This is a genomic window from Pseudomonas sp. NBRC 111138 (genome assembly GCF_001320835.1).
Lineage (GTDB): Bacteria > Pseudomonadota > Gammaproteobacteria > Pseudomonadales > Pseudomonadaceae > Aquipseudomonas > Aquipseudomonas paracarnis.
The window spans coordinates 1-24,038 of the sequence record NZ_BCBO01000047.1 but is presented as its reverse complement, the minus strand read 5'-3'; the positions used below and the strand labels follow the sequence as shown (position 1 = coordinate 24,038).

At 60.0% G+C, this 24,038-nt stretch carries 22 protein-coding genes; 9 read left to right on the top strand and 13 right to left on the bottom strand.

The annotated features are described in order from the left end of the window. Positions 1 to 73 precede the first annotated feature (73 nt). From gnd to APH41_RS08780, 3 genes are read left to right on the top strand one after another with little or no spacing between them, the layout of a single operon-like run. Positions 74 to 1,057 carry a phosphogluconate dehydrogenase (NAD(+)-dependent, decarboxylating) gene (gene gnd / locus APH41_RS08790; protein ID WP_019817573.1) on the top strand — a complete coding sequence of 328 codons (984 nt, stop codon included), beginning with the start codon at positions 74 to 76 and terminating at the stop codon, positions 1,055 to 1,057. After that, complete coding sequence (gene zwf, locus APH41_RS08785) at positions 1,054 to 2,577, top strand: glucose-6-phosphate dehydrogenase (protein ID WP_034127720.1); 1,524 nt, start codon at positions 1,054 to 1,056, stop codon at positions 2,575 to 2,577. Before gnd ends, zwf begins: the two co-directional genes overlap by 4 nt. Further along, positions 2,574 to 3,398: a Cof-type HAD-IIB family hydrolase gene (locus APH41_RS08780; RefSeq protein ID WP_034127719.1), complete on the top strand. Its 825-nt coding sequence runs from the start codon at positions 2,574 to 2,576 to the stop codon at positions 3,396 to 3,398. The genes zwf and APH41_RS08780 overlap by 4 nt, the downstream gene beginning before the upstream one ends. Before the next feature lie 66 nt (positions 3,399 to 3,464). On the opposite strand, the gene APH41_RS08775 is transcribed toward APH41_RS08780, so the two are convergent. Then, complete coding sequence (locus APH41_RS08775) at positions 3,465 to 3,725, bottom strand: hypothetical protein (RefSeq protein WP_034127718.1); 261 nt, start codon at positions 3,723 to 3,725, stop codon at positions 3,465 to 3,467. Between the two features lie 344 nt (positions 3,726 to 4,069). On the opposite strand from APH41_RS08775, the gene APH41_RS08770 reads away from it, so the two are divergent. Beyond that, complete coding sequence (locus tag APH41_RS08770; protein ID WP_034127717.1) at positions 4,070 to 5,392, top strand: sigma-54 dependent transcriptional regulator; 1,323 nt, start codon at positions 4,070 to 4,072, stop codon at positions 5,390 to 5,392. Between the two features lie 496 nt (positions 5,393 to 5,888). Here the strand turns inward: APH41_RS08770 and APH41_RS08765 are convergent, their stop codons facing one another. The 7 genes from APH41_RS08765 to APH41_RS08735 form a co-directional block, all read right to left on the bottom strand. Beyond that, complete coding sequence (locus APH41_RS08765; protein ID WP_034127716.1) at positions 5,889 to 7,196, bottom strand: hypothetical protein; 1,308 nt, start codon at positions 7,194 to 7,196, stop codon at positions 5,889 to 5,891. Positions 7,197 to 7,245: 49 nt separating this feature from the next. Then, entirely contained in the window at positions 7,246 to 7,989 is a 744-nt protein-coding gene (locus APH41_RS08760) for a hypothetical protein (RefSeq protein WP_054918503.1), read from the bottom strand. Positions 7,990 to 8,026: 37 nt separating this feature from the next. Further along, the gene (locus APH41_RS08755) at positions 8,027 to 8,707 is read right to left on the bottom strand and encodes a C39 family peptidase (RefSeq protein WP_019817800.1); all 681 of its coding nucleotides are present in this window, start codon (positions 8,705 to 8,707) and stop codon (positions 8,027 to 8,029) included. 60 nt (positions 8,708 to 8,767) lie between these two features. Next, positions 8,768 to 9,502: a hypothetical protein gene (locus tag APH41_RS08750; RefSeq protein ID WP_003190893.1), complete on the bottom strand. Its 735-nt coding sequence runs from the start codon at positions 9,500 to 9,502 to the stop codon at positions 8,768 to 8,770. A gap of 68 nt (positions 9,503 to 9,570) precedes the next feature. After that, the gene (locus APH41_RS08745) at positions 9,571 to 10,122 is read right to left on the bottom strand and encodes a hypothetical protein (RefSeq protein ID WP_054918502.1); all 552 of its coding nucleotides are present in this window, start codon (positions 10,120 to 10,122) and stop codon (positions 9,571 to 9,573) included. Then, positions 10,122 to 10,580: a hypothetical protein gene (locus APH41_RS08740; protein ID WP_054897482.1), complete on the bottom strand. Its 459-nt coding sequence runs from the start codon at positions 10,578 to 10,580 to the stop codon at positions 10,122 to 10,124. Before APH41_RS08740 ends, APH41_RS08745 begins: the two co-directional genes overlap by 1 nt. A gap of 314 nt (positions 10,581 to 10,894) precedes the next feature. Further along, the gene (locus APH41_RS08735) at positions 10,895 to 11,893 is read right to left on the bottom strand and encodes a FecR family protein (protein ID WP_054897481.1); all 999 of its coding nucleotides are present in this window, start codon (positions 11,891 to 11,893) and stop codon (positions 10,895 to 10,897) included. A 148-nt stretch (positions 11,894 to 12,041) separates the two neighbouring features. Here APH41_RS08735 and APH41_RS08730 point away from each other — a divergent pair, with 148 nt between their 5' ends. Next, positions 12,042 to 12,311, top strand: coding sequence for a PepSY domain-containing protein (locus APH41_RS08730; RefSeq protein WP_014718736.1), 270 nt, complete (start codon positions 12,042 to 12,044; stop codon positions 12,309 to 12,311). Between the two features lie 19 nt (positions 12,312 to 12,330). Here the strand turns inward: APH41_RS08730 and APH41_RS08725 are convergent, their stop codons facing one another. Continuing rightward, positions 12,331 to 17,472, bottom strand: coding sequence for a dermonecrotic toxin domain-containing protein (locus tag APH41_RS08725; protein WP_054918498.1), 5,142 nt, complete (start codon positions 17,470 to 17,472; stop codon positions 12,331 to 12,333). Between the two features lie 170 nt (positions 17,473 to 17,642). On the opposite strand from APH41_RS08725, the gene APH41_RS08720 reads away from it, so the two are divergent. Continuing rightward, on the top strand, positions 17,643 to 18,677 hold the full coding sequence (locus tag APH41_RS08720; protein WP_054918496.1) for an Ldh family oxidoreductase: 1,035 nt from the start codon (positions 17,643 to 17,645) through the stop codon (positions 18,675 to 18,677). Positions 18,678 to 18,708: 31 nt separating this feature from the next. On the opposite strand, the gene APH41_RS08715 is transcribed toward APH41_RS08720, so the two are convergent. Then, positions 18,709 to 19,029: a YqjD family protein gene (locus APH41_RS08715; protein ID WP_019817806.1), complete on the bottom strand. Its 321-nt coding sequence runs from the start codon at positions 19,027 to 19,029 to the stop codon at positions 18,709 to 18,711. Between the two features lie 164 nt (positions 19,030 to 19,193). On the opposite strand from APH41_RS08715, the gene APH41_RS08710 reads away from it, so the two are divergent. Then, the gene (locus tag APH41_RS08710; RefSeq protein ID WP_003190904.1) at positions 19,194 to 19,448 is read left to right on the top strand and encodes a hypothetical protein; all 255 of its coding nucleotides are present in this window, start codon (positions 19,194 to 19,196) and stop codon (positions 19,446 to 19,448) included. Here APH41_RS08710 and APH41_RS08705 read toward each other — a convergent pair. Further along, the gene (locus APH41_RS08705; RefSeq protein ID WP_054897478.1) at positions 19,420 to 20,340 is read right to left on the bottom strand and encodes a LysR family transcriptional regulator; all 921 of its coding nucleotides are present in this window, start codon (positions 20,338 to 20,340) and stop codon (positions 19,420 to 19,422) included. The two genes, APH41_RS08710 and APH41_RS08705, sit on opposite strands and share 29 nt — an antisense overlap. Before the next feature lie 91 nt (positions 20,341 to 20,431). On the opposite strand from APH41_RS08705, the gene APH41_RS08700 reads away from it, so the two are divergent. Next, a complete protein-coding gene (locus tag APH41_RS08700; protein ID WP_054918494.1) occupies positions 20,432 to 21,358 on the top strand; it encodes a carbon-nitrogen hydrolase family protein in 927 nt (308 codons plus the stop codon). 117 nt (positions 21,359 to 21,475) lie between these two features. Here APH41_RS08700 and APH41_RS08695 read toward each other — a convergent pair whose 3' ends face one another. Next, positions 21,476 to 21,937 carry an LEA type 2 family protein gene (locus APH41_RS08695; protein ID WP_054918492.1) on the bottom strand — a complete coding sequence of 154 codons (462 nt, stop codon included), beginning with the start codon at positions 21,935 to 21,937 and terminating at the stop codon, positions 21,476 to 21,478. Positions 21,938 to 21,949: 12 nt separating this feature from the next. After that, complete coding sequence (locus APH41_RS08690) at positions 21,950 to 23,380, bottom strand: nucleobase:cation symporter-2 family protein (protein ID WP_054897476.1); 1,431 nt, start codon at positions 23,378 to 23,380, stop codon at positions 21,950 to 21,952. A 233-nt stretch (positions 23,381 to 23,613) separates the two neighbouring features. Here APH41_RS08690 and APH41_RS08685 point away from each other — a divergent pair. Beyond that, positions 23,614 to 24,038: MCP four helix bundle domain-containing protein (locus tag APH41_RS08685; RefSeq protein WP_177333556.1), on the top strand; the 425-nt coding region annotated here is incomplete at its 3' end.

Genomic DNA, 24,038 nt, shown 5'->3' with positions numbered 1-24,038 from the left:
GGACTAACCCTCATTAGCCTCATTGCGCTATAAACTATGTCACACATTTTTTAGAAGTTAGGAGCATCAGCACATGCAACTGGGGATTATCGGACTAGGCCGCATGGGCGGTAACATTGCGCGGCGCCTGATGCTCAATGGGCATACCACCGTTGTATACGACCGTAACGAAGCCTTCGTCAAAGCCTTGAGCGAGGAGGGCGCCACCGGCGTCGCCGACTTGAAAGCGCTGGTGGCCGGCCTGCAAAAGCCCCGTGCTGTCTGGGTCATGTTGCCGGCGGGCGCGCCCACCGAAGACACTATCAACGCACTGAGCGAACTGCTGGAAGACGGCGATGTGATCATCGACGGCGGCAACACCAACTACAAGGACGACGTGCGTCGCGGCAAGGCCCTGGCTGAAAAGGGCCTGCACTATGTGGACGTGGGCACCTCGGGCGGCGTCTGGGGCCTGGAGCGTGGCTATTGCATGATGATCGGTGGCGACACCGAGACCGTGAATCGCCTCGACCCGATCTTCAAAAGCCTCGCGCCGGGCCTGGGTAACATCCCGCGCACCAAGGACCGTTCGGCCTCTGCCGACCCACGTGCCGAGCAGGGCTACATTCACGCCGGCCCAGCGGGTTCCGGGCACTTCGTCAAGATGATCCACAACGGCATCGAGTACGGGATGATGCAGGCGTTTGCCGAAGGTTTTGACATCCTCAAGACCAAGAACTCGGAAAACCTGCCGGAAGACCAGCGCTTTGACCTCAACGTTGGCGACATCGCCGAAGTCTGGCGTCGTGGCAGCGTGGTGTCGTCCTGGCTGTTGGACCTGACCGCCGACGCCCTGGCCACCGACCCGAAACTCGACGGCTACTCGGGCTCCGTGGCCGACAGCGGTGAAGGCCGTTGGACCATCGAAGCAGCCATGGAGCAGGCGGTGCCGGTTCCGGTGTTGTCGACCTCGCTGTTCGCGCGTTTCCGTTCCCGCCAGCAGAGCACCTACGGTGACAAAATGCTGTCTGCCATGCGCTTCGGCTTTGGCGGCCATGTGGAGACTTCCAAAAAATGACCGCCAACGGCAAGAAACCCAAGGCCGAACCTGCTCCACCCACCACATTGTTTCTGTTTGGCGCCCATGGCGACCTGGTCAAGCGCTTGCTCATGCCGGCGCTGTACAACCTCAGCCGTGACGGGTTGCTCGGTGATGGCCTGCGTATCGTCGGCGTTGATCACAACGCCATCAGCGATGCGGACTTTGCCAAGAAACTCGAGGACTTCATTCGTACCGAAGCCTCCAGCAAAGTCAGGGGCAATGCCGAGAACGCCCTCGACCCCGCGTTGTGGGCGCAACTGGCCAAGGGCATCAGCTACGTCGAGGGCGATTTCCTCGACGACAGCACCTATGCCGATATCGCCAGCAAGATCGCTGACAGCGGCACCGGCAATGCGGTGTTCTATCTCGCCACTGCACCGCGCTTCTTCAGTGAAGTGGTGCAGCGCCTGGGCAGTGCCGGTTTGTTGAATGAAACGGACGAGGGCTTTCGGCGCGTGGTTATCGAGAAGCCGTTCGGCTCCGACCTGGCCACCGCCGAGGCGCTCAACGCCTGCCTGCTCAAAGTGATGAGCGAGAAGCAGATCTACCGCATTGACCATTACCTGGGCAAGGAGACGGTGCAGAACATCCTGGTCAGCCGTTTCTCCAACGTGCTGTTCGAAGCGTTCTGGAACAACCACTACATCGATCACGTGCAAATTACTGCCGCTGAAACCGTCGGCGTTGAAACCCGGGGCAACTTCTTCGAGAAGACCGGCACACTGCGGGACATGGTGCCCAACCATCTGTTCCAGCTGCTGGCAATGGTCGCCATGGAGCCGCCGGCAGCCTTTGGTGCCGACGCGGTTAGGGGTGAGAAGGCCAAAGTGGTCGGTGCGATCCGCCCCTGGTCGCTGGAAGATGCGCGGGCCAACTCCGTGCGCGGCCAATACACCGCCGGAGAAATCGCCGGCAAGCCATTGCCCGGCTATCGCGAAGAAGCCAACGTCGCGCCGGACAGCAGCACCGAGACGTTCGTCGCGCTAAAAGTGATGATTGATAACTGGCGTTGGGTCGGTGTGCCGTTTTACCTGCGTACCGGCAAGCGCATGAGCATCCGCGACACCGAGATCGTGATCTGCTTCAAGCAGGCGCCTTATGCACAATTTCGCGATACCGAAGTCGATGAACTCAAGCCCACTTACCTGAAAATCCAGATCCAGCCTAACGAAGGCATGTGGTTCGACCTGTTGGCCAAGCAGCCTGGGCCGACCCTGGAGATGGCCAATATTGAATTGGGCTTTGACTACAAGGACTTCTTCGAGATGCAGCCGTCGACGGGTTACGAAACCCTGATCTACGACTGCATGACCGGCGATCAGACCCTGTTCCAGCGCGCCGACAACATCGAGAACGGTTGGCGTGCGGTTCAGCCGTTCCTGGATGCGTGGAAGGAAGATGATGGTATCCAGGCCTACAAGGCCGGTGAAGATGGCCCAGCGGCGGCCGATGCCTTGCTGGCCCGCGATGGCCGCGCCTGGCATAGCCTCGGATGAGTGACGTGACGATTCATCCCATCCGGTTTGTCCTCAGTGATGTGGACGGGACGCTATTGCATCCCGACCACAGCCTCAGCCAACGCACCGCCGATGCCATTCGCGCTATGCGTGAGGCTGGAGTGATTTTCAGCCTGGCCAGCGGGCGTCCGCCCAAGGCCATGCGGCATTTGATCGAGACCTTTGGCATCGATGTGCCGGTGGCTGGCTTTAATGGCGGTACGTTGGTCAACCCGGATGGCAGCATCCTGGTTGCTCATCATCTGCCGGCGGAAGCTGCACTCATCACCCTGGCGCTGTTTTCCGCCGAGCCGGACGTGGAAGTCTGGGTGTTTGCCGATGGCGACTGGCTGCGCCGTGATCCGCCCGGGCCCATGGTGCAGCGCGAAGCCGATGGCTTGGGCTATGGGCCGGTAGTGGTGGAGAGTTTCGAGCCTTACCTGGACAGGGTCGACAAGATCGTCGCCGCCAGCAACAACACCCAGTTGTTGGTGGAGCTGGAAGCGCAATTGCAGCCGAAAGTGCAGGGGTTGGCCCAGGTGTCGCGTTCGCAGCCGGTGTATCTGGACGTGACCGCGATGCTGGCCAACAAAGGCGAAGCTTTGAAAACCCTGGCTGAACACCTGGGCGTACCGCTTGCACAAACGGCTGCGATTGGAGACGGTGGCAATGACCCGGCGATGTTTCATGTGGCGGGGTTGTCGATCGCCATGGGCCAGGCCGAAGAAACCGTCAAGCGCCAGGCCAATGTGGTCACGGGCAGCAATGTCGAAGACGGCGCTGCCGAGGCGTTCGAACGCTTTATTCTCGCCGCACGTTAAGCGTGCAAGTATGACTGTACAACTTCCAGCTCAAGTTTTACTTGGGCTGGAAGTTGCTGCATTGCATTACTTTGGCATCGCCCAGTGTTGCAACTGGTGGCCATCTTTATCGAGCTCGGCACGGGCCTGCAATAGCAGGTTTTCAAGTTGGGCCGGGTCGGTATAGGCAGTCGACGGCAACTGTTTGCTGCCGATACGGGTGTTGGTGCGGTCGATGACGCTCAGGCTGAGGGCGCCAACGCCATCGTGCCAGGCCACGCATTGAAAAGGCTGGAAGGCACGGTCTGCAATCAAAAGAGCTTCGTTGATGCGCAGCGGAGCGTTCATTTGGGTCTTCTCTCTGTATGCCCATTCAAGTGAGTACCGGCGGTTGGGCGGACCGTGCGGTGGGTTACTTGTACTGATGCACGATGGTGGGGGGCGGGTCACATGCTAGGGCAAGAAATTTTAACGTTCCCTGATTGACGTCATGTAAGCGGCTGTTTTGAAAGCGCAATAAACCTTTGACTGGCGAGCAACTTCTGGCGCGCTACGAAACAGGCATGGCTTTTTGCCCACGCTTATAGCGAAAGGGTACAAGGTAAGCGTCAAGATCTTGCTAGGGTTACCAACAGTCGACACAAACTGTTGTTTCTAAATAACTTTAACAATATTGGCGCCAAGGAACAGTCATGGTTGCGACACCCGCCCAACGCCGCTTACTGGTGGTCGACCCCTGTGACGATTGCCACGGGTTATTACCCGGCTTACGCACCGCCGGCTGGGAAGTGGACAGCTGTGCCTTGGAGGCGGTAGGTGAGCGCTCCTGCGATGTGGGCCTGCTGCGTTTGCAACGCGATCATCTGGAACGCCCTGAAGCAGTCAAGGAGTTGATTGGTCGCAGCGGCACCGAGTGGATCGCCGTGCTCAGCCAGGATGTACTGCGTTTGCAGAACGTCGGCGATTTTGTCTGCGAATGGTTTTTCGACTTTCACACCTTGCCCTTCGATGTATCCCGGGTGCAGGTGACCCTGGGCCGTGCGTTCGGCATGGCGCGCCTGCGTGGCAAGGGCTACGCCCCGGTGGATGAGCCCCATGAATTGCTGGGCGAAAGCCGTCCCATCCGAGAGTTGCGCAAGTTGTTGTCCAAGTTGGCGCCTACTGAGTCCCCGGTGTTGATCCGCGGTGACAGCGGTACGGGCAAAGAGTTAGTGGCCAAGACTTTGCACCGCCAATCCCAGCGGCACGCAAAGCCGTTTGTCGCGATCAATTGCGGCGCCATCCCTGAACACCTGATCCAGTCCGAGTTGTTCGGCCACGAAAAAGGCGCGTTCACCGGCGCCCACCAGCGCAAGATCGGACGTATTGAAGCGGCCAACGGCGGCACCCTGTTCCTCGATGAAATTGGCGATCTGCCGATGGAGCTGCAAGCCAACTTGTTGCGCTTTCTTCAGGAAAAACACATCGAACGCGTTGGTGGCAGCCAGCCGATCCCGGTGGATGTACGCGTGTTGGCTGCCACCCACGTCAACCTCGAGGCCGCGGTGGAGAAGGGCGCTTTTCGCGAAGACCTGTATTACCGCCTGAATGTGCTGCAAGTGGTCACCGCGCCGTTGCGCGAACGCCATGGCGACGTGGCGATGCTGGCCAACCACTTTTCACGTTTCTACAGCCAGGAAACCGGACGGCGCCCGCGCAGTTTCAGCGAAGAGGCTTTGGTGGCGATGGGGCAACACCCGTGGCCGGGCAATGTGCGTGAACTGGCCAACCGCGTGCGGCGCGGCCTGGTGCTGGCCGAAGGGCGGCAGATCGAAGCGGTTGACCTGGGGCTGCAAGGCCAGCAAGTCATTTCGGCGCCGATGGCGACATTGGAAGACTACAAGCACCGTGCCGAACGTCAGGCGCTGTGCGATGTGCTCAACCGGCACAGCGACAACCTCAGTGTCGCGGCCCGCGTGCTGGGGATTTCCCGGCCGACGTTCTACCGGTTGCTGCACAAACACCAGATCCGCTAGGGCGGGTAAACCCAATGTGGGAACTGGCTTGCCTGCGAAGGCGGTGGTTCAGTTAAAGCTTCAGTGACGGACACACCGCCATCGCGGGCAAGCCCGCTCCCACAGGTGATCTGTGCCAGGCGTTGATTCTGTGGGCAATGCATGGCCAATGTGAGAGCTGGCTTGCCTGCGAAAGCGGTGGTTCAGTTAAAGCTTCAGTGACGGACACACCGCCATCGCGGGCAAGCCCGCTCCCACAGGGGACTTGTGCCAGGCGTTGATGTTGTGGGCAATATAAAGCCAATGTGGGAGCTGGCTTGCCTGCGAAAGCGGTGGTTCAGTTAAAGCTTCAGTGACGGACACACCGTCATCGCGGGCAAGCCCGCTCCCACAGGGGATTTGTGTCAGGCGCTGATTCTGTGGGCAATACAGGGCCAATGTGGGAGCTGGCTTGCCTGCGAAGGCGGTAGTGCAGTCACCGATGCAGCAACTGACACACCGCCCGCAGGCAAACCAATCAGAAGTAATACGGGAATTTCAGGCTGAACGTAAAGTCCGGCGCATCATCGGTCATCCCAATCGCCAGGTTCGGCACGATGGTCAGGTTATCCGAGGCGGCAATCGTCATACCCACGTTGAAGTAGCCCGCGTTGGCATCGCTGGACACCACCGATTGCCAGTCGCCGCCATCCGGCTTGAGTTTGCTCTTGCGCTGCACCAGGTCGGAAACCGAGAACGACATGCTCATCTTCTCGTTCAGGGCAAAGGCGACGCCGACCCCGAACTGGAAGCTGTCGCCCAGGCGCACCTTGCCTCCCACCTTCTGATTGACTTGACTGCTGATGTCATCGAACGAGTCTTCAAAGTTATGGGTGTACGACAACGAACCGAACAACACGGCCGGGTCGAAGGTCTTGACCAGGGAGATGCCCGGCGTGACCGACCAGACCCCGTTGCCCGTGGGCAGGCTTTCGGGTACGTAGAGGTTGTCGTTGTTCGGTTGCTGGACCAGTTTGATACCGAAGGGCTCTTTGCCCGTCGGGGCCTTGACGCGCACCGACACCACCGCGTCCGGCAAGGTCGAGGTTTCGTCGAGGAACTTGTACGCCACGCCAAAGTTGACATCGCCGATGGTCGGGTCACGAGTCACGGAACCTTCGGAGGTGGCGGTGGCGTCGTTGCCGGCGCCGCCCGACTGGTAGGTGGACTCGCGGTACACCACCGGCACGTTCAGGTCGAACTGCCAGCGGTTGTCGACGTTGTAGCGCCCGGTAAGGTCCAGGGTCCAGCTGTCGGACTTGATCCGGTCCAGGTTGATGTTGCCGAGGAAAATCGAGTCCAGCGCCAGGAAACCATTGAGCGTCAACTGGCGCGCGTCATAACGGGCATAGGTGATGCCGGTTTCCACGCTGAACTTGCCATTGCCGAAAAAGCCGCTGGCTTCGTTGTACAGGTTGCTCACACTTTGCGCAGGGGCCGAGTCATCCTTGAGGGACTGGCCGTAGGAGCTGCCACCCCCGCCAGCGCCACCGGATGCCGCGGCTGCGCCCGTACCGCTAGCCGCGACAGTGTTAGCGCCGTTCTTGAAGTCAGCCGGTGATTTGGCCAGACGCCTGGGGGCGGGCGTTGCCGGTTGGTCCTCGACCTGGCGCACACGTTGTTCCAGCACAGCCAAGGCTTTTTGCTGCACGTCGTAGCGTTGCTTGAGTTCCAGGAGTTCCTTCTTCAGGGTTTCGATGTCAGCGTCTGGCGCGGCATACAGCACGGATGCGGGCAAGAGCGTACTCAAACAAACCACCGCACGTAGCGATAACGATCGATGCATGAAATAAGCCGTCCTTTTCTAATGCGTGAGTGTCGAGGGTCAGCGTAGTTCAATAACCGAGCGTGCGTAGGCCTTTGAGTTGATCCAGGTTGCAGTTCAACGCGGCGTTATTCAGCCCGCTATTGTTCATCACGACATTGATCTGGGTGATGTTTCTGACAAGGTTGCTATCGCCGGTCAATACCGTGCCCTGCAGCACATTCCCCGCGCCGATCTGTTGCAGGCTGTTGCCCTGGTTGTGATTGGCCTGGATGGCCATCTGCACGCCGCCACTGTTGGCCGATACGCTGACACGGCCCGCGGCGCTGTCCCCGGTCACTGTGCCGCCCGCCACCAGCACCTGGCCGGACTGCAGGTTATTGGTGGGGGTAACCCCATTTTCGACGTTGATGCCCACATTGTTGTAGGCGGCGTTGCCATCGCCGGCGGCGCGTACACTTTGGGTCACGCCCTGGCCGCTGCCGAGGCCGGCACCACCGACCACATTTCCGGTGCCGGTGTTGGGGCGCGTGCCGGTACCGGTCGAGCCGGTGGTTTGCACGTAGAACTGTGGGGTAATGGTGGTCTTGTCGATGTGCATGTTGGCCGTGCCGGTGATGTTGTCACCGACGGCATTGGTCCAGGTGCTGCTCATGACAATGCCAAAGCTGATGATGCGCCCCGGCATCACGTAACGGCCACGCAGCTCGGCCATTTCGGCGTCCTTGAGTTCGATGGGCTTGAACCCCGAGGACGCATAAGCAGGCATTGAGGCGGCCAGACACAAGACCGTCAGCCAACGGGAAGTGTTCATTTGCTGCTCCTGGGGCGTCCTGCCCCTTATTGCGCTTCTAGAAGAAGTCGCTCTGGATAAAACCGAAATCCATCAGCTCGGCATCGCCCACAGGCCGGAACTCATTCATCTGGCTCTTGGCGGTCAGCGGCAGGGGCGGGTCGAGCAAGACGTTGGCCTTGTCGTAACCCTCGCCCAGTACGGCGAAGACAATGCCATTCCAGCCTTTGACGAAATCGTCATGGGAATAGCGCTTGTGGCCCAATACGGGGTCACCGATGTACACCCAGTCCTTGTCGGCCCGTTGCAACACCACGAAGTGCTTGTAGCCGCGGATTTCCAGCAGCACCACCACGGGGATTTTCACGGTCAGCAGAGTCTCGGGCGCGATCTTGTAGCCCCGGGCACGCATGCCGATGCTTTCGAGGTAGCGCTTCATGTCCAGCATGGAAAAGCCCTGGGTTCGTACCAGGTCCTGGTCGGCAGTGACCAGCATGCCTTTGATGATGTGTGCTTCGTCGACGTCCAGCCAATAGGCCTGGCGCAGGATGGTGGCGAGTGCCGCGGCACCGCAGCTGAAATCGGTTTTCTGTTCCACCAGGTTGGCGAACCGGCGCTCGCGAATGCTCTCCACCTTCTTGAAAATCACCGCACCGCCGGGCATGGCGGAGATTGCCATGGTGCCTGCCCAGGTCGTGCCGGTGAGTAACATCAGGAGGGTGAGGGTCGCGATACGCATGATCGAATGACCTGTTGGACACTGAAATAAAAAGGGCCTTGTCGCCAAGGCCCCGTTGGATCAGAAGCGCACGCCGCTGGCGCAGACGCTGCAACCTTGGCCGATCGACAGGCTGTTGCTGCCTTGGTTGCCCGCACCGGATTGCAGGTTGACACCTACGTTGCCGGAGTTGCGGTTAACCGAGTTGTCGAGGCTTGCGTTGTTGGACACGTACTGAGGCTTGCCATAACCATGGCTGCTGGCGGCCGTGTTCAGGTAGCTGTTGTTGAGCGAGTTCTGCTCGGTGTTGGAAGCCGCTGCGATGTTCTTGCCGTCAGCGGTGGTGATGGCCAGGTTGTTTTTACCCTGGTTGCCCTGGCCGGCCTGGCCGTTGTAACCCACGTTGCCGGAGTTGCCGGTGATGGAGCCGTCCAGAGAGGCGTTGTTTTGCGTGCCTTTGTTGACGAAGTTGTTATGCGAGCTGCCTTGGTCGACATCAATCACGGCAAACACGGTGGCGAAGTCGCCTTTGGCACTGGAGATGGCGCCGGCGTTGTCAGCCTGGTTTCCGGAACCTGATTGTGCGTTGACCCCGACATTACCGCTGTTGCTATTTACCGAGTTGTCGGCTGATGCATTGTTCTCGGTGTTGGTGTCATCGAATTTGTTGTGTTCGCTTTTTTGCACATCGGTGACGACAGCGGCCACGGTACCGGTGGGTTGTGGGGTTGGATGCCAGCCACCCGCTTGAGCAGCAGCAGCCATGAGTGCGGCGAGAGCGAAAACCATTGGTTTCAGAGCCATTTGAGGTTTCATGGTGTTTCTCCTTGCTTCTAATTAGTTGGTTAAGTGTTGGTACGGTCTAACGAACGTCTACCAAGCGGTTACTTGATAGTGATGCCCAGGGTGTTAGCCACTCGGTTCCCCACCCCGGCACTCTGGTTCACCTGTGTCACTCCTCGGCTGCCGGTGAAGGCCTGGTCGCTGGTCACGACCTGGCGGCTGCCAGTGGTGGGGGTGAGCCCTGAGTCGGTTGCCAGCGTCGTCGTGTTCTGTTGAAACAGGACGCTGTCATCGATGCTCTGCGGGCCAGGGTTGAGGCTGATCCGCACAGCGTTGATGGATTGGTTATTGGCCCCGGCAGACTGGTTGATGCCCAGCACACCGTTGCCACTGCTGAATGAGTTGCCCTGGATCGCGGCCTTGGCGTTCAGGGACGGGTCGACCTTGCCGTCGACGCGCTGGATGTCGAGGTTGGTGGCCTGGCCACCGAGCGCGATGGCGCGGCTGTTGGACATCTGCTGCCCCGTGCCGGCGGCCTGGTTGATCGACAGCACACCGTCGTACTGCTGGCCGCTGTGGTTGATCACCGCGCTGTTGTCGGCCATTGCCGAGGCGCTGCCCAGCAGGGCGAATATCAACAGGGCGCGCTTCATCACTTGCCCCCCATCATGCTGCCGAGGTTGTTGAGCGGCGCCATGCCACGCTGGACCGAGTCGCTGATCTGCCCGCCCATGCTGCCGCCGCTGCCCGCACCGTGGCCGGCCGCTGCGCCAGCGCCAAGTGTCGACATGCTGTTTTGGGTGGCGCCCAGGCCCGACAAGCTGCCATTGGGCTGAAGGGAGCGGGCGAGGCTGGAACCACTGCTGATGCCGCCGATGTCCCTGTCACTGAGTTCGCCGGTCAGGGCGCTGTTGATCTCTTTGCTGGGGTTGGCGTTGGCGGTATTGGGGTAGGGGTCGGGCAGGGAGGTGCGCCCGTACATGTGGCCCTGCACCGTACGCCCGGTCACGATCACACCGTCACCCGCCTGGCTCGTCAGGCTGACACCTGCACTGAGCACGCAACCGATCAGCAGTACGTTTATCGACGAGGTGTGTGTGAGTGTGTTCACGGCGGCAGTCCTTATTCTTAACGCTGACCCTAAACAGCGTTGTCAGGGAAAGAGCAGAAGGCGTGCCGCTTTTTATTAGATGTTGATATTCAAGGGGTTGGGATTAAGTCGGGGCAAAGTGATGGCAACTCTGTTTCAGGGTTGAAACAGTCCTGAGCGCTTGAGATATGCCTGTGCTCGCCTCACGCCGTCTCAGCCATGTAACACTGCCTGTGACAGAACCATGAATCCGCACACGGCGGGCGATGCAGGTGAGTGAGGTGTTTCAAAAATGGACACCCGCGGCCCAAACGTATCGCTTGGTGCGAGCGGGCTCAGCCCTTGGGGGTTTTACGCGGAATGGAATTGAGCACGGGGTTGCCGTCCTGGTTTTGGGTCAGGTAGACCGGCAACACCTTGGGCAGGGAGGGCACGAGGTTGTTGACCTCGTTGATGTTATAGATACCGCCGACGCGAATCGCACCGGTACTGGCGTCTGCAAGCATCACCGGCTTTTTCAGGTAGCGGTTGATCAGGGGCAAGGCGTCCGTGAGGGTCAGGTTGTCGAGCACCAGCTTGCCCTGGCGCCATGCCAGCGCGGTGTCATCGGGATTGATAGCGGCGACCTGCGGGGTGGCGTCACCCTGGCGGAAACTGGCTTGCATGCCTGGGCTAAGCGGCACACTGGCATGCTCGCCGTCGCTGGAGATTTGCACCGAGCCCTCCAGTAACATCACCCGCACCTGATCTTCATATTCCCAGACATTGAACTGCGTGCCGGTCACTCGCACCTGGCCTTCGCCGGCCCGCACGATAAACGGGTGGTTGCTGTCGTGCGTGACGTTGAAGAACGCTTCGCCCTTTTTCAGGGTGACACGGCGCTGGTCCTTGTAATGGCTGTAGACCAATTCGGTACCCAGGTTCAACTCCACTTGGCTGCCATCGCCCAAGGTGACTTTTTTCAAGCCATTGGCTGCTTCGAACCGTTCATATGAGCTGGGCAACCAGCCCGCTTCCCAGCCGGTGAAGGCGGCAAGCGGCAATGCCGCCAGGCACACCGCTGCGGCCACCGCGTAGGTGCGCAAGCGGCGGGCCGGCTTCTTGATTGGGACCACCACCGCCTCAGGCTTGTCGCGGGGCAGGTGGTCGGCCACGTCCCAGATTTCGAGCATGGCTGCATATTCGAAGGCGTGCAGCGGATGGCCATCGTGCCACTGGGTAAAAGCCTGACGTTCGTCCGCCGTGCAATCTGCAGCATGCAGGCGCATGCACCAATGCGCGGCGGCGTCGGTGATGGCGTCATATTCGGTTTCTGAAAGGGGCTTTTCGCTCATTAACTCATCCTGATTTCCCACATTCTAACCTCCCAAGGTAGACGGCGAGAACCGCATCATGGCGATTGCACATCAATTGGAACTTATTCTTGTTTGTGTGCGCCTAAAAAATCAGGAATTAACCTGTCGTCCACTATGGAGTACGAAAATGTTGAAGAAAACCTTGATCGCCCTGTGTGCTACTTCCGCGCTGTTGAGCGCTGGCGCCGCCATGGCCGACAAGCCGGGTGCAGGCTGGATCACCATTGAGAAAGCCATCGAGGTGGCGAAAACCAAGGCCGGCTACATTGAGGTCTACGCCGCTGAAGCGGATGACAATGGCTATTGGGAAGTCAAAGGTCGCAAGTCCGATGGCATCGTGTATGAGGCGCGCATCGACGGCGCTTCCGGTAACGTGCTGCGTGACCAGAAAGACTGATGCACTCGCCGGGGGCCGTTCAGGCCCCCGGCTCCAACTGGCGGCCAAGATGGGTGATCAGGTACGTCACCGAGTCGGCGTTGGCCAGGATGGTGTCAATACGCTTATCAGGGACTGACATGAAAATGATCCTTGCGTCCTGCAGGGTCTTGGCGCCAGTAGCCTTGAAAATTTTCTTTTCAATTGCAGAACCAGGCTTAAAGTCTTCCCACAATTCGGTGAGGCTGTCTTGAGTCTTGAACAACATCGTTGCAGGCGTCATCGTCGATAACGCGGTGCTGCGCAAATCTTCCAAGGTGGTTTTAAGCACTTCGGCGCCGGGCCTTGCGACATTGATCAAGTCTGGGAAGGGTCGCATGCTGTCCAGGTAGGCAATGTCCACGGTGTCGAGCTTCAAGTGCGATAATTCGTGAATCAGCGTGCTGGCCCTGGCGTGCGTCGATATGTTGAACGCCACATTCTCCAGCAGACGGTTCTGGTAGACGTCCAGATTGGGGTCGAAGAATCGGCTCAGCAGATACAGCTTGCGTTCTCTGTCGGCGGGAATCATGAATGCATAATCCGACGCCGGATCCTGTCGGCTGGTGCCCGCGACAAAGCGCATGGAGTTCGGACCGGTCAAGCTGGGGTCGGTGAGTTCATCGATGATCTCGTCGATTATTTTTGTGACTCTCAAGACCTGGTCCGGGGTCAGTGTGACGACACCAAACATTTCCCCTAAAAATCGCCCAACCCGGCTGTCGGGGTCGCGTTGTACAGCAAATTGCGCAACGTTGCGGCGGCAGTTCAGCGCGTAATAAGTCGCAAAGTTCAACGCTTCAGTGATGGCTTGGGCTTTCCAATAGGTCAACGCGCCAATATCGCGGATACCGACCGCTTCAATGTTGATATCCCGTACTTCATTGCGCCACGTCTTGAGGTACGACTGAGCCCTGCCGAAGCGCGGCTCCTGGCCGCCCAGCTCCAGTACCCATATGCCCTGCGCATTACGGCCGATGTACGGCCCCACCTGCTCGTCGTTGGCGAGGCGCCAGTGTTGTGCGGCTTTCTTGACGCTATACACCTTGCCGGCCAGCGGCACGTAGTATTTCGAGTTTTCCTGGTCTTCATACACCTGGCTGAGCGTGCTCTTTTTCAGGTCTTGCAACGCCACGTCCTGTGCCTCGAACGGTTGCAGCCGGGTGCGCGAAGGGCAGGTGACATGCCAGGTGGCGAGGGTGGTGGCTGCGGGCAGTGACTCATCTGTCAGCTCGGCCAGCGAGCGCTCCTTTTCAGTGGGTGGGGCAATGGCGGTGCCGTCCAGCGCACTGCGCAGGGCGGCCATTTGCGCCACGCCCCTGACGAAATCCTTGAATGCAGCCTTCCACTGGTGTAGCTGCAAGGCTTCGGCCGAGCGCTTGAACAAGGTGTAGCTGCGCCATACCACCAGCGGGTAGGCGAGTTTGCCGGCCATGAACTGCACCGCCGTCGGGATGTCCTTGCCGAACAGACGCGTTGCGTGATCCCACAGGGTCTTGGCGCCTTCTTCGAATTGGCTGCCCAGCACCTTGAGCAACATCAATGTGTTTTCACTGAACAGGTAATGCAGCACATTGCCCGTCACTGCCGAAGCGGCCAGGCGGATATCGGGCGGGCTATGCTGGTTGTTTTTCAGCAAGTGGCGGTAAGTGGCCTGATGCGGATCTTCCAGGTGCATAAGCACCCAGTCCTGCAGGGCGCCTGGCCCTTGTATCTCATCCAGTAAGCCCGTTTCATCCGCGTATTCCTTGAACACATGCTGTTCGCTGTACGGCGCGTAGAGCACCCATGGACCCTCGCCGGGAAACTGCGGGCCGATCAGGTACACACCCAGCACCTTGGCGGTACTGGCGCCTTCGGTGGCGATCAGCTCCAGCGGTCGAATCGTCGCCGTGGACCCGCTGAGTGAAGCTCGGGCCACGGCGTCCGGCATATCGAAAATCTGCTGGACCAGGCTCAAGGCTCGCGTGGAAAGCTGCTCCTGCAACCTTTGCTCGTGTGCGTGTTGCAGCGCTTGCCACGGCAACTGACGGCAAAACAGACGCCTGCGTTGGCGTGCATCATCGGTTTGCGCCTCAAGGTGGCTTCGCACCTGTTGCTGATAAGCGCTTTTGAGATCCAGCTGGCGCACCATTTGTATCACGGCACTTGCGTCCAGGGCTTGCGGTAATGGCTTTGCCGTGCGTGAACGCGGGCGGATGTGTTGAACGGTCAGATCTGGCCAGTGCCGCAACGCAAAGTCGGTCAGGTTGTCGACATTCACATCGAGCACTGCATCGGTGGGGATCAGGATGTGATCGGGGTTGAGCGCCTGGCCGGGAAAGCGCGCCTCAAGCAGCGCCATCAGCGTGGTGAAGGCATAAGCACGCAGGGGTTGGATGTCATGCAGGTAGTCGTGTTCATCGTCGGCGTTGTTGCAGTATTGCTCCAGAAGCTCGGCCTGGTGGATTTGGTCCTGGGCCGGCGCCATCCCCAGCCACAGTGGCAGTGCCTGCTGGTTGACCATGGTATCGGCCAGTGTGATTGCCCTGCCAAGGTTGGTGGGCGGAGGCTGTTCGATGACGGCGTCCAACCGGTCCTGCAAGGCACGGGCGCGCAGGCCCATGGATTGCAGGTGATCCACGCCTTCCATGACCGCGTCGTTGTAGCTGTCTACTCGGTCATTCAACAGGTCCTGATCAATACGTTGCAGCGGGCCCTGGCTAAATGCCTGATGGGGCTCGCGCAAGCAGAACGGCAGATTCTCCAGCAGGCTCAAGCTGTTGAGTGGGTGCGCCAGGCGCTGGGTGATTTCATCGCGCAGGGCGTTGATCGAGGCAAAGACTTCGTAGCCCAGGCGCGGGGTCCAGAGCAGCGTCTGGCCCGAGCGCTGCGGGTCGATACCGCCGCGCTCAGTGATCACGAACGTATTGGCCAGCGGTTGTGGCGTATCGACGGCGTTCAAGTCCAACGTCAAGCCATAGGCATCCGGCAAAAATCCGTTAAGACCATGGCGTGTCAAGCGCGACAGACTGTCGGGCTGAAATAGCGTGTCGATAATGGCATGGCTTGTGGGCGCCAGGGTTTTATCCAGCGACCTCAGCTCGGCTTCGCTGCGTAACCCCAACAGCATCGAGTGGGCGTGTTTGGCGTGAGTCTTGACGAGAAACTCATGGGGTTGCTGGCGCATGGCGTGCTTGGAAAACAGCAGCAGGACGCGCTCGATGACGGTGTTGAACGTCTTGAGCGTCATGCTTGGCAATTGCATGAAGACATTGCCTTCGCCCCGTGTATAGAACTTCGTCCTGGACGAGAAGGGCACCGCAGGCGCCTCTTCGGCCAGGCGTTCAATGAAGTGCTCAAGCATGCTCAATGACTGCACTGCCGGACGCTCTTCACGCTCCTGGGCACGCGTGGCGTAGGTATTGATATACACCTCCTCGGCTTTGACTGGCTGTTGCTGCAGTTGCAGTTCAGCGTTGAGCGTGTCAGCGACGATGCTACGTAAGGTCGGGTGATGCGCGCGCTCCATCGCCAGCGCACGCTCAATCGCCCGCAGGTTCTGAAGCTGCAGCCGGGCGCGCTCGGCCTTGACGGTCGAAGGGCGGCCATTACCGCGGGTGACCGGATGCAAGGTCCAGCGCCCGTTGGTCTCCAGTGTGGCCAGTTGATTGTCCAGCAAGGCACGTACGTCCAGGGCACTGTCGAGCAGGGCTGCGAGGTCCACTTGGCCATCGCTGCGCCGGTAGATTTCCAGGGCGTGGTTAAGGTTCTCCGTTTGCTTGCGCGCAATGTCTTGTACCAAGGTCACGAACACATTGCCGGGTATCGGCCTTGCCGCGACGGCGATCGGGTCCAGGCCGAGCAGCGTGTCGCGCTCATCCAATGAGAGGAAGTTGAGCCATTCGTCCTCGTAGCCTTCGGCCTTGAGCATGCTCAATAACAGGTCTTTGAGGTCGTCGAGGTTTTCCAGCACCTGTAACCCGCGCGATTGGGTGTAGAGGTACGCGTGGTGCTCGGTGATCATCAAGGTGCTCGCCGGTTCAACGTAATGTTGATGGGGGGCATAAAGGCGCACCTTTTCCACGCTGAGGTTTTCGGCATGGGCGCTGCGGGCGCTTTGGTCGCTGAGGAACAGGGCCTGAAATGCATGGCTTTCCTCGGCGGTAATAATCTCGGCCTGGCGCTTGAGCAACACATCGAGGCGAAACTTCTGCGCCACGACCTGGGCAAAAAAATCCACGCGCGAGGTGCCGCTGTCGATATCTTCATTCCAGTAGGTCTGCAGCAGGCTTTCCAACAGCTTCGAGAAAGTACTGGAGCTTTGTTCGATCAAGGCTTCCCAACGCTGGTGATCTTCTTCCCGTTCGGAGGCGGTGAAGCCAGTGGTGTCATGTTTTGGGTTCGAGTATTCGCGTGTCTGCCCTTTGGGCCACCCATGGCGCACATAAAATTGCAGCAGCGCTTCGCTCAAGGTCAGCGAGTTGACCCAACGTGGCGTTGCTTGCTCAGCTTCGCGGGTGAAGACATTGACCCGTGTGTCCCGTTGATCCAGGTGTTTGAAATGGGGGCGGGCCATGACGCTCAGCAGCGTGTCGAGCATGTCAGGCAAGGTCGGGGTTTTTTGCAGGTGGTCGAGCATGGCCTTGACGTTATCCAGCTGGCAGGCCTGGAGCATGCGTGCTTGCTCCGGCATGACTTCACCCTCGATGAGCTGAGTGGTCAACACCATGGGCGAGTCAGCGCCCAGCGCATTGCGTTGGTCCATCGACAGGTAGCTCAGCAAAGGGGCGCTCTGCAGTGGGTCTTCCAATTGCTCGATCAACTCGCTCAGCAGGGCAGCGTGGCTGTCATAGACCTGTATGCCGTTATCCGGGGTGTAGAGCAACGCCTTGGCGGCGTCGGGTGTCGGGCTGATCGCGAACGCGCCGGCAAGGGGGATGGGGGGCTTGCCGGAAATGTTGATCAGGACCTTTTCAACGCGCATGGGGTGATCATGCCGGCTTGTGTCCTGCCGAGACTCGTCGGTAGCCAGGTAAAGGTTGTACAGCCAATCAAGGTCTTTGGCGGTGAGCCCCAGCGTGCGTTCACGAACGGTGGGCGAGGCTTTGCCTTGGGGTTTGAGAAACTCAGGGAAGAAATACGGGGGCGTTAAGCGAACCACAGCCTGTCTCCGGCGTGCCAGGAAAAGCACAGGGTAGGCAGGCGCCCGTGGTGCAAGACGGTAAATATTCAGCGCTGCGCACGTTGACAACGCAGAGCGTGCGTGGTGTTTAATCGAGGGTCTGGATGTCCCATTCGTTGCCCCTTCCAATCATAAAAACGGAGCTCCAAATGTCTGCGCAGTCGACAGTTGCCACCGCTTGTGCCTCGATCCGCTTCGCTGAACTGGTGGAGTTACTTCAACAGATCTTCGTCCGGCACGGCACATCGCCGCAGGTTGCTGCGATTCTTGCGCACAACTGCGCAAGTGCCGAGCGTGACGGTGCCCACAGTCACGGTATTTTTCGCATCCCCGGTTACCTTTCGACGCTGGCCAGTGGATGGGTCAACGGCACCGCCGTCCCCAGCGTGACCGATGTGGCCTCAGGCTTTTTGCGCGTCGACGCGGGCAATGGTTTTGCCCAGCCGGCCCTGGCAGCGGCGCGCCCGTTGCTGGTGGAGAAGGCACGCAGCGCCGGCATCGCGTTGCTGGCGATCCATAACTCCCATCACTTTGCAGCCCTGTGGCCGGACGTCGAGCCGTTTGCCGAGGAGGGGCTGGTGGCACTCAGCGTGGTCAACAGCATGACCTGTGTGGTGCCCCACGGCGCGGATCGCCCGTTGTTCGGCACCAACCCTATCGCGTTTGCGGCACCACGGGCCGACGGTGCGCCGATTGTGTTTGACCTGGCCACCAGTGCCATCGCCCATGGCGACGTGCAAATCGCCGCACGCAAAGGCGAGCGGTTGCCACCGGGCATGGGCGTCGATAGCCTCGGTCAGCCGACCCAGGACCCTAAAGCCATTCTGGAAGGCGGCGCACTGTTGCCATTTGGCGGGCACAAGGGTTCGGCACTGTCGATGATGGTCGAGTTGCTGGCGGCAGCGTTGACGGGCGGCAACTTCTCTTTTGAATTCGATTGGACGGACCACCCAGGCGCGCGTACGCCGTGGACAGGCCAGCTTCTGATCGTGATCGACCCGAGTAAAACCGCAGGGCAAAGCTTCGCCCAACGCAGCCAGGAGCTGGTGCGGCAGATGCATGCGGCGGGGTTGCGTCGATTGCCGGGGGACCGACGCCATCGTACGCGGGCGAAGTCGCAGGAAACCGGGATCGAACTGGACGCGCAGGCGTTGCGCGAGTTGAGGGCGTTGGCGGCGGGGTGAAACAGGCTGCGCGATGCGCAGCCTGAATGGATCAGTTACGGCGACCCAGCAACAGGCCGACCACCAGGCCAAAGCCTGCGGAAATGGCCACGGTCTGCCATGGGTGCCCACCGATGTAAGTCTCGGTGGCATCCACAACCGGCTTGCTGCGTTCACGCACGTTGGACACCGATTCCAGGGCTTGCTTGAGTTTGATGGCAACCTGCTCGCGCAGGGTTTCACCTTCCTCGCCCACCAGGGATGCACTGCTTTTGAGCAGTTTGTCCGATTCTTCGATCAATGCGCTCAGTTCGCTGAACGCTTGGTCCTTGATTTGATCTTCGACAGCTTGGGCGGCGGTTTTGCGGGCCATTGAGTGACTCCTTGCAGGTGGATGTGGCAGTGAACAATGGAGTATCGGGCGGTGGCAAAAGTTGCAGTTTTTTTGCCGGCGCGCTCATCCGAGGCAAAATCCGGATCGGGAACTTTGGGCCTACAGTGTAAGATGTCACCTATTTGTGCAGCAGGTAATTCAACATGAGCTTCAATCTCGCCAACAAGACCCTCGCCGAACGCGCCGAGCTGGAAGATGAAAAGTCGCGCCTCTACGACCTGTGGCAAACCAACCTGGGCAAGGCCAAAGGCGAAGCCGCGCGCTTGTTCGGTGAGCGCGCCAAACGCAAGGGCAAGTGGGCCGAATGGGTACGTGCCGAACTCGATGGCATGTCGCCGCCGGAGTTTTCCAACATGGTGCGCAGTGAAGTCAACAAGCTGATGGCGGCGGCAAAGTAAAGCACGCCACAATCGCTTCGCGCACCTTGAGCAGCAACGGGTCCAACTGAGCCTGGGTGCGCCAGCCCAACTCCACCGGGTAATGCGGTAGCGCCAGCGGGCAGGGCAGCACGCGCAGGCCGGTCATTTGCGCAATGGCGTGGGCCGCATGCCCGGGAATGGTTGCTACTGCGGTGCTGCCTTTGAGCAGATACGGCAACGCGGCAAAGTGGCTGGTGGACGCGCACACGTGGCGGCGCAGCCCGTGCGCCGCCAAGCCTTCATCGGTAATGCCGATAAACCCGCCTGACGACACCAATACATGTTCCCGTGTGACAAACCCTTGCAGGTCGATAGTCTCCTCGCCCGGCGCCAGGCTATGGGGGTCTACCAGGCAACGATAGTCACCTTCCCCCAGCACCTGTCGGCTCAGCCTGCGCTCGGTAAAACCGCCGGCGGTAATGGCCAGGTCCAGCGTGCGGTCGAGCAGGGCGGCGGCGACGATCTGGCTGTAGGTCTGGCGAAAGATCACCCGTAGCTTGGGCAGGCGCAGTGCGATGGCCTCCATCAGGCTTCGGCCATAGGCAATCTCGAAGTCATCTGACAGCCCCAGCACCACCGAGCGGCCCTCGTAGTGCAGGTTTTGCGGGCTGATCATCGCCAGGCTCTGGCGGCAGCGATCCAATGCCTCACTGATCACCGGTTTCAACTGGTTGGCACGCAATGTGGGCGCCAGGCCGCGTCCGGTGCGCACGAACAAAGGGTCACCATACAGCTCGCGCAAACGCCGCAAGCCCGCGCTGATCGCCGACTGCGTCACGCCCAAACGCAGCGCCGCACGGCTGGCACTGGACTCGTCGTGCAGGGCTTCGAAGGTTTTGAGCAGGTTCAGGTCAACCTGGGCGATATTCATTTGGCTCATATCATTTAGCACTGAGGTGGGCTTTATTCATGATCGAGTCTGGCCGGAGAATGGGCAACCCCTATCTATCGGAGTGAGCCTGATGCCCGTATCGACTGTCGCAGCCCTGCAAATCGGCGCCTTGCCTGGCGGCAAGGCTGAAACCCTGGCGCAGATCCTGGCCTATGAGGATCAAATCCAGCGCAGTGGCGCGCACTTGGTGGTCATGCCCGAGGCGTTGCTGGGCGGCTATCCCAAGGGCGAAAGCTTTGGCACGCAATTGGGTTATCGCCTGCCCGAGGGCCGGGAAGCCTTTGCACGGTATTTTGCCAATGCCATTGACGTGCCGGGGCCAGAAACCGAGGCGCTGGCCGGGATGTCGGCGCGTACCGGTGCCAGCCTGGTGCTGGGCGTGATCGAACGCAGTGGCACCACGCTGTACTGCACGGTGTTGTATTTCGAACCCTCGGGCGGCCTGGTGGCCAAGCACCGCAAGCTGATGCCGACCGGCACCGAGCGGCTTATCTGGGGCAAGGGCGACGGCTCGACCCTGCCGGTGATCGACACCGCGGTGGGGCGTATCGGCGGCGCGGTGTGCTGGGAAAACATGATGCCGTTGCTGCGCACCGCGATGTATGCCAAGGGCGTTCAGGTGTGGTGTGCACCCACCGTGGACGAGCGCGACATGTGGCAGGTGAGCATGCGCCATATTGCCCATGAAGGGCGTTGCTTTGTGGTCAGCGCCTGCCAGGTGCAGGCATCGCCCGAGGCCTTGGGTGTGGAGGTTGCCAACTGGCCGGTGGACCGTCCGTTGATTGCCGGCGGCAGCGTGATCGTCGGGCCCATGGGCGATATTTTGGCGGGGCCGTTAGTGGGCGAGGCGGGGTTGTTGACGGCGCAGATCGATACTGATCAGTTGGTGCGGGCCCGCTACGACTACGACGTAGTGGGGCATTACGCCCGGCCGGATATTTTTGAATTAGTGGTGGACGAGCGCGCCAAGCCAGGCGTTCGCTGTATCACTGACTAAACGCAATCAACCTGTGGGAGCTGACTTGCCTGCGATAGCGGCGTGTCATTCAATTCATCAGTTACTGACGCACCGCCATCGCAGGCAAGCCAGCTCCCACATTTGGTTTTCAGCCACTTACCAGGTGGCGGTGTTCGGCAAGTCCAGGGTGCCACGCTCTACAAAGCGCATGGTGCCAAACAGTCCGCCCGCCAGTTTGCCGCGCAGCACGTAGGGCAGGTTGTTCAGGCTTTGGGTCTGGCTCAGGCCCAGGGTCTGGCGCAACACCGAAAACGCCGAAACGCTGACCGGCACCATCAATACGGTTTCAGAAAAGCGTGGGATGCTGCCAGCCTGATCGCTGACGCCAGAAGCGAGTGGCCGGCCATTGACCTCCAGGTCCAGGGCCACGCCGTTGTAGTCGATTGCCGCTTCATTGGGGTTTTGCACCCGCAGTTTCACGGCAAAACGCACTTCCAGGTCCTGGCTTTGCAGCGGCTCGATGCCCACCATATTGATGTTCACCGGGTCGCGGTTGGGAAACAGTGCACAGGCGCTCAAGGTCAGCAGCAACAGCGATAGAACCATGAGCTTGCGCATAAAGAAATGCTCCTACTTTTGGGTGACGTCCGGGTCCTGCATGACCTTGAGGGTAGAGGACTCCGGCTCGAATTCATCTTCTTCCAGCTCTATGAACTCTTCGGGCAGGAAAATGTTCAGCAGGATTGCACAGAATGCACCCACGGTGATCGGCGATTCGAAGATGTTGTGCAGCGCCTTGGGCAGCTCGCGCAGCACTTCGGGCACCGCGGCGACGCCCAGGCCCATGCCTAGGGAAATTGCCACGATCAGCACATTACGCCGATGCAGGCCCGCTTCGGCGAGGATCTTGATCCCAGCCACGGCCACGGTGCCGAACATGATCAGGGTCGCGCCGCCCAATACGGGCTTGGGCATCAGTTGCAGCACCGCGCCGATCATCGGGAACAACCCCAGCAGCACCAGCAGGCCAGCAATGAAGTACGCCACGTAGCGGCTGGCCACGCCGGTCAATTGGATCACGCCGTTGTTCTGGGCAAAGGTCACCATCGGCAGGCTGTTGAAGGTGGCGGCCATCGCGGAGTTGAGGCCGTCGGCCAGCAGGCCGGACTTGATGCGTTTGATATACAGCGGGCCCTTGACCGGTTGCTGGGAAATCATCGAGTTGGCGGTCAGGTCGCCGGCGGCTTCCAGGGGCGAAATCAGGAAGATCACCGCCACCGGGATAAACGCCACCCAGTCGAACGAGAAACCGTACTTGAACGGCACCGGCACGCTGATCAGCGGCACCTGGGGCAGGGCGGCCATGTCGACGCGGCCCAGCAGCCACGCCACTACGAAGCCCAGGGTCAGGCCGATCACGATCGAACCCAGGCGCAGGAACGGGTTGTTGAAGCGGTTGAGTACCACGATGGTCAGCAGCACCAAGGCCGCCAGGCCCATGTTGCCTGCGGCGCCCAAGTCGCTGGCGCCATAGCCGCCAGCCATGTCGGTGACGGCCACCTTGATAAGTGACAAGCCCATCAAAGTGATGATGGTGCCGGTCACCACCGGGGTGATCAGTTTGCGCAGTTTGCCGATGAACTGGCTGAGCACCACTTCGATAAACGCCGCGAAAAAGCAGATGCCAAAGATCGTCGAGAGGATTTCATCGGTGCCGCCGCCCCGGGCCTTGACCATGAACCCAGCGCTCAAGATCACGCTGATAAAGGAAAAACTGGTGCCTTGCAGGCACAACAGCCCCGAACCCACCGGCCCGAAAGTGCGCGCCTGCACAAAGGTGCCAAGCCCCGAGACAAACAGCGCCATGCTCACCAGGTACGGCACTTCGCTTTCCAGCCCCAGTACGCCGCCGACGATCAGGGTGGGCGTGATGATGCCGACAAAACTCGCCAACACATGCTGCAACGCGGCAAAAATCGCGGCGGTGAAGTGCGGGCGGTCTTCGAGGCCGTACATGAGGTCGGATTTATAGCGCGGGCGGCGGGCTTGAGCGTCAGACAAAATGATGGCTCGGGTCAGAAAATGGAGGCGCAGGATGCCAGAAAGTGCCAGGCGTCTGAAGTGTAAAAAAATATTTATAAAAACCCTGCGCTAAAGCCGTGGCCCAGCCGATATCAAGCATAGGCCCACACTACAACGACAACAGTGGTGACCAAGGTCTGGGCAGCGCGTTGACGCTGACGGATCGTTTCGCGGCAAGGATGCACGCAAACACTACTTCTGAGAGCAGCCCTATGTCCCTCCGTCACCTGAATATTGCCCCTCGCGCGTTTATCGGTTTTGCCTTCATTGCGGTTCTAGTGGTGCTGTTGGGCGTGTTTGCGGTCAACCGTATGACGCAAATGCGCCAATCCTCCCAGGACATGAGCGCGAACCAGCTGCCCAGCATGACTCACCTGGGCACCATCACCGAAAACGTGCTGCGCATGCGCATCCTGTCGTTTCGCGTGCTGGTCAACCGCGAGCCTGCCGCCCTGCAGGAAGCCGAGACGCGCATTGGCGTGCTGGCTGACAAGGTCAAGACCGCCCAGGCCAAATACGCCACGCTGCCTGCAGGCGCGGAGGAGGCTGCGCTGTACAAAGCCTTCGGCGTCACCCTGGACAACTACCTCAAAGCCCAGGCCGAGATGGTGGCATTGTCCAAGCAGGGCAAGGTCGA

What these genes read in the sequence shown, in the direction of transcription:
- gnd (WP_019817573.1), top strand. Translation starts at nt 74, where the DNA reads ATGCAACTGGGGATTATCGGACTAGGCCGCATGGGCGGTAACATTGCG.
- zwf (WP_034127720.1), top strand. Translation starts at nt 1,054, where the DNA reads ATGACCGCCAACGGCAAGAAACCCAAGGCCGAACCTGCTCCACCCACC.
- APH41_RS08780 (WP_034127719.1), top strand. Translation starts at nt 2,574, where the DNA reads ATGAGTGACGTGACGATTCATCCCATCCGGTTTGTCCTCAGTGATGTG.
- APH41_RS08775 (WP_034127718.1), bottom strand. Translation starts at nt 3,725, where the DNA reads ATGAACGCTCCGCTGCGCATCAACGAAGCTCTTTTGATTGCAGACCGT.
- APH41_RS08770 (WP_034127717.1), top strand. Translation starts at nt 4,070, where the DNA reads ATGGTTGCGACACCCGCCCAACGCCGCTTACTGGTGGTCGACCCCTGT.
- APH41_RS08765 (WP_034127716.1), bottom strand. Translation starts at nt 7,196, where the DNA reads ATGCATCGATCGTTATCGCTACGTGCGGTGGTTTGTTTGAGTACGCTC.
- APH41_RS08760 (WP_054918503.1), bottom strand. Translation starts at nt 7,989, where the DNA reads ATGAACACTTCCCGTTGGCTGACGGTCTTGTGTCTGGCCGCCTCAATG.
- APH41_RS08755 (WP_019817800.1), bottom strand. Translation starts at nt 8,707, where the DNA reads ATGCGTATCGCGACCCTCACCCTCCTGATGTTACTCACCGGCACGACC.
- APH41_RS08750 (WP_003190893.1), bottom strand. Translation starts at nt 9,502, where the DNA reads ATGAAACCTCAAATGGCTCTGAAACCAATGGTTTTCGCTCTCGCCGCA.
- APH41_RS08745 (WP_054918502.1), bottom strand. Translation starts at nt 10,122, where the DNA reads ATGAAGCGCGCCCTGTTGATATTCGCCCTGCTGGGCAGCGCCTCGGCA.
- APH41_RS08735 (WP_054897481.1), bottom strand. Translation starts at nt 11,893, where the DNA reads ATGAGCGAAAAGCCCCTTTCAGAAACCGAATATGACGCCATCACCGAC.
- APH41_RS08730 (WP_014718736.1), top strand. Translation starts at nt 12,042, where the DNA reads ATGTTGAAGAAAACCTTGATCGCCCTGTGTGCTACTTCCGCGCTGTTG.
- APH41_RS08720 (WP_054918496.1), top strand. Translation starts at nt 17,643, where the DNA reads ATGTCTGCGCAGTCGACAGTTGCCACCGCTTGTGCCTCGATCCGCTTC.
- APH41_RS08715 (WP_019817806.1), bottom strand. Translation starts at nt 19,029, where the DNA reads ATGGCCCGCAAAACCGCCGCCCAAGCTGTCGAAGATCAAATCAAGGAC.
- APH41_RS08710 (WP_003190904.1), top strand. Translation starts at nt 19,194, where the DNA reads ATGAGCTTCAATCTCGCCAACAAGACCCTCGCCGAACGCGCCGAGCTG.
- APH41_RS08705 (WP_054897478.1), bottom strand. Translation starts at nt 20,340, where the DNA reads ATGAATATCGCCCAGGTTGACCTGAACCTGCTCAAAACCTTCGAAGCC.
- APH41_RS08700 (WP_054918494.1), top strand. Translation starts at nt 20,432, where the DNA reads ATGCCCGTATCGACTGTCGCAGCCCTGCAAATCGGCGCCTTGCCTGGC.
- APH41_RS08695 (WP_054918492.1), bottom strand. Translation starts at nt 21,937, where the DNA reads ATGCGCAAGCTCATGGTTCTATCGCTGTTGCTGCTGACCTTGAGCGCC.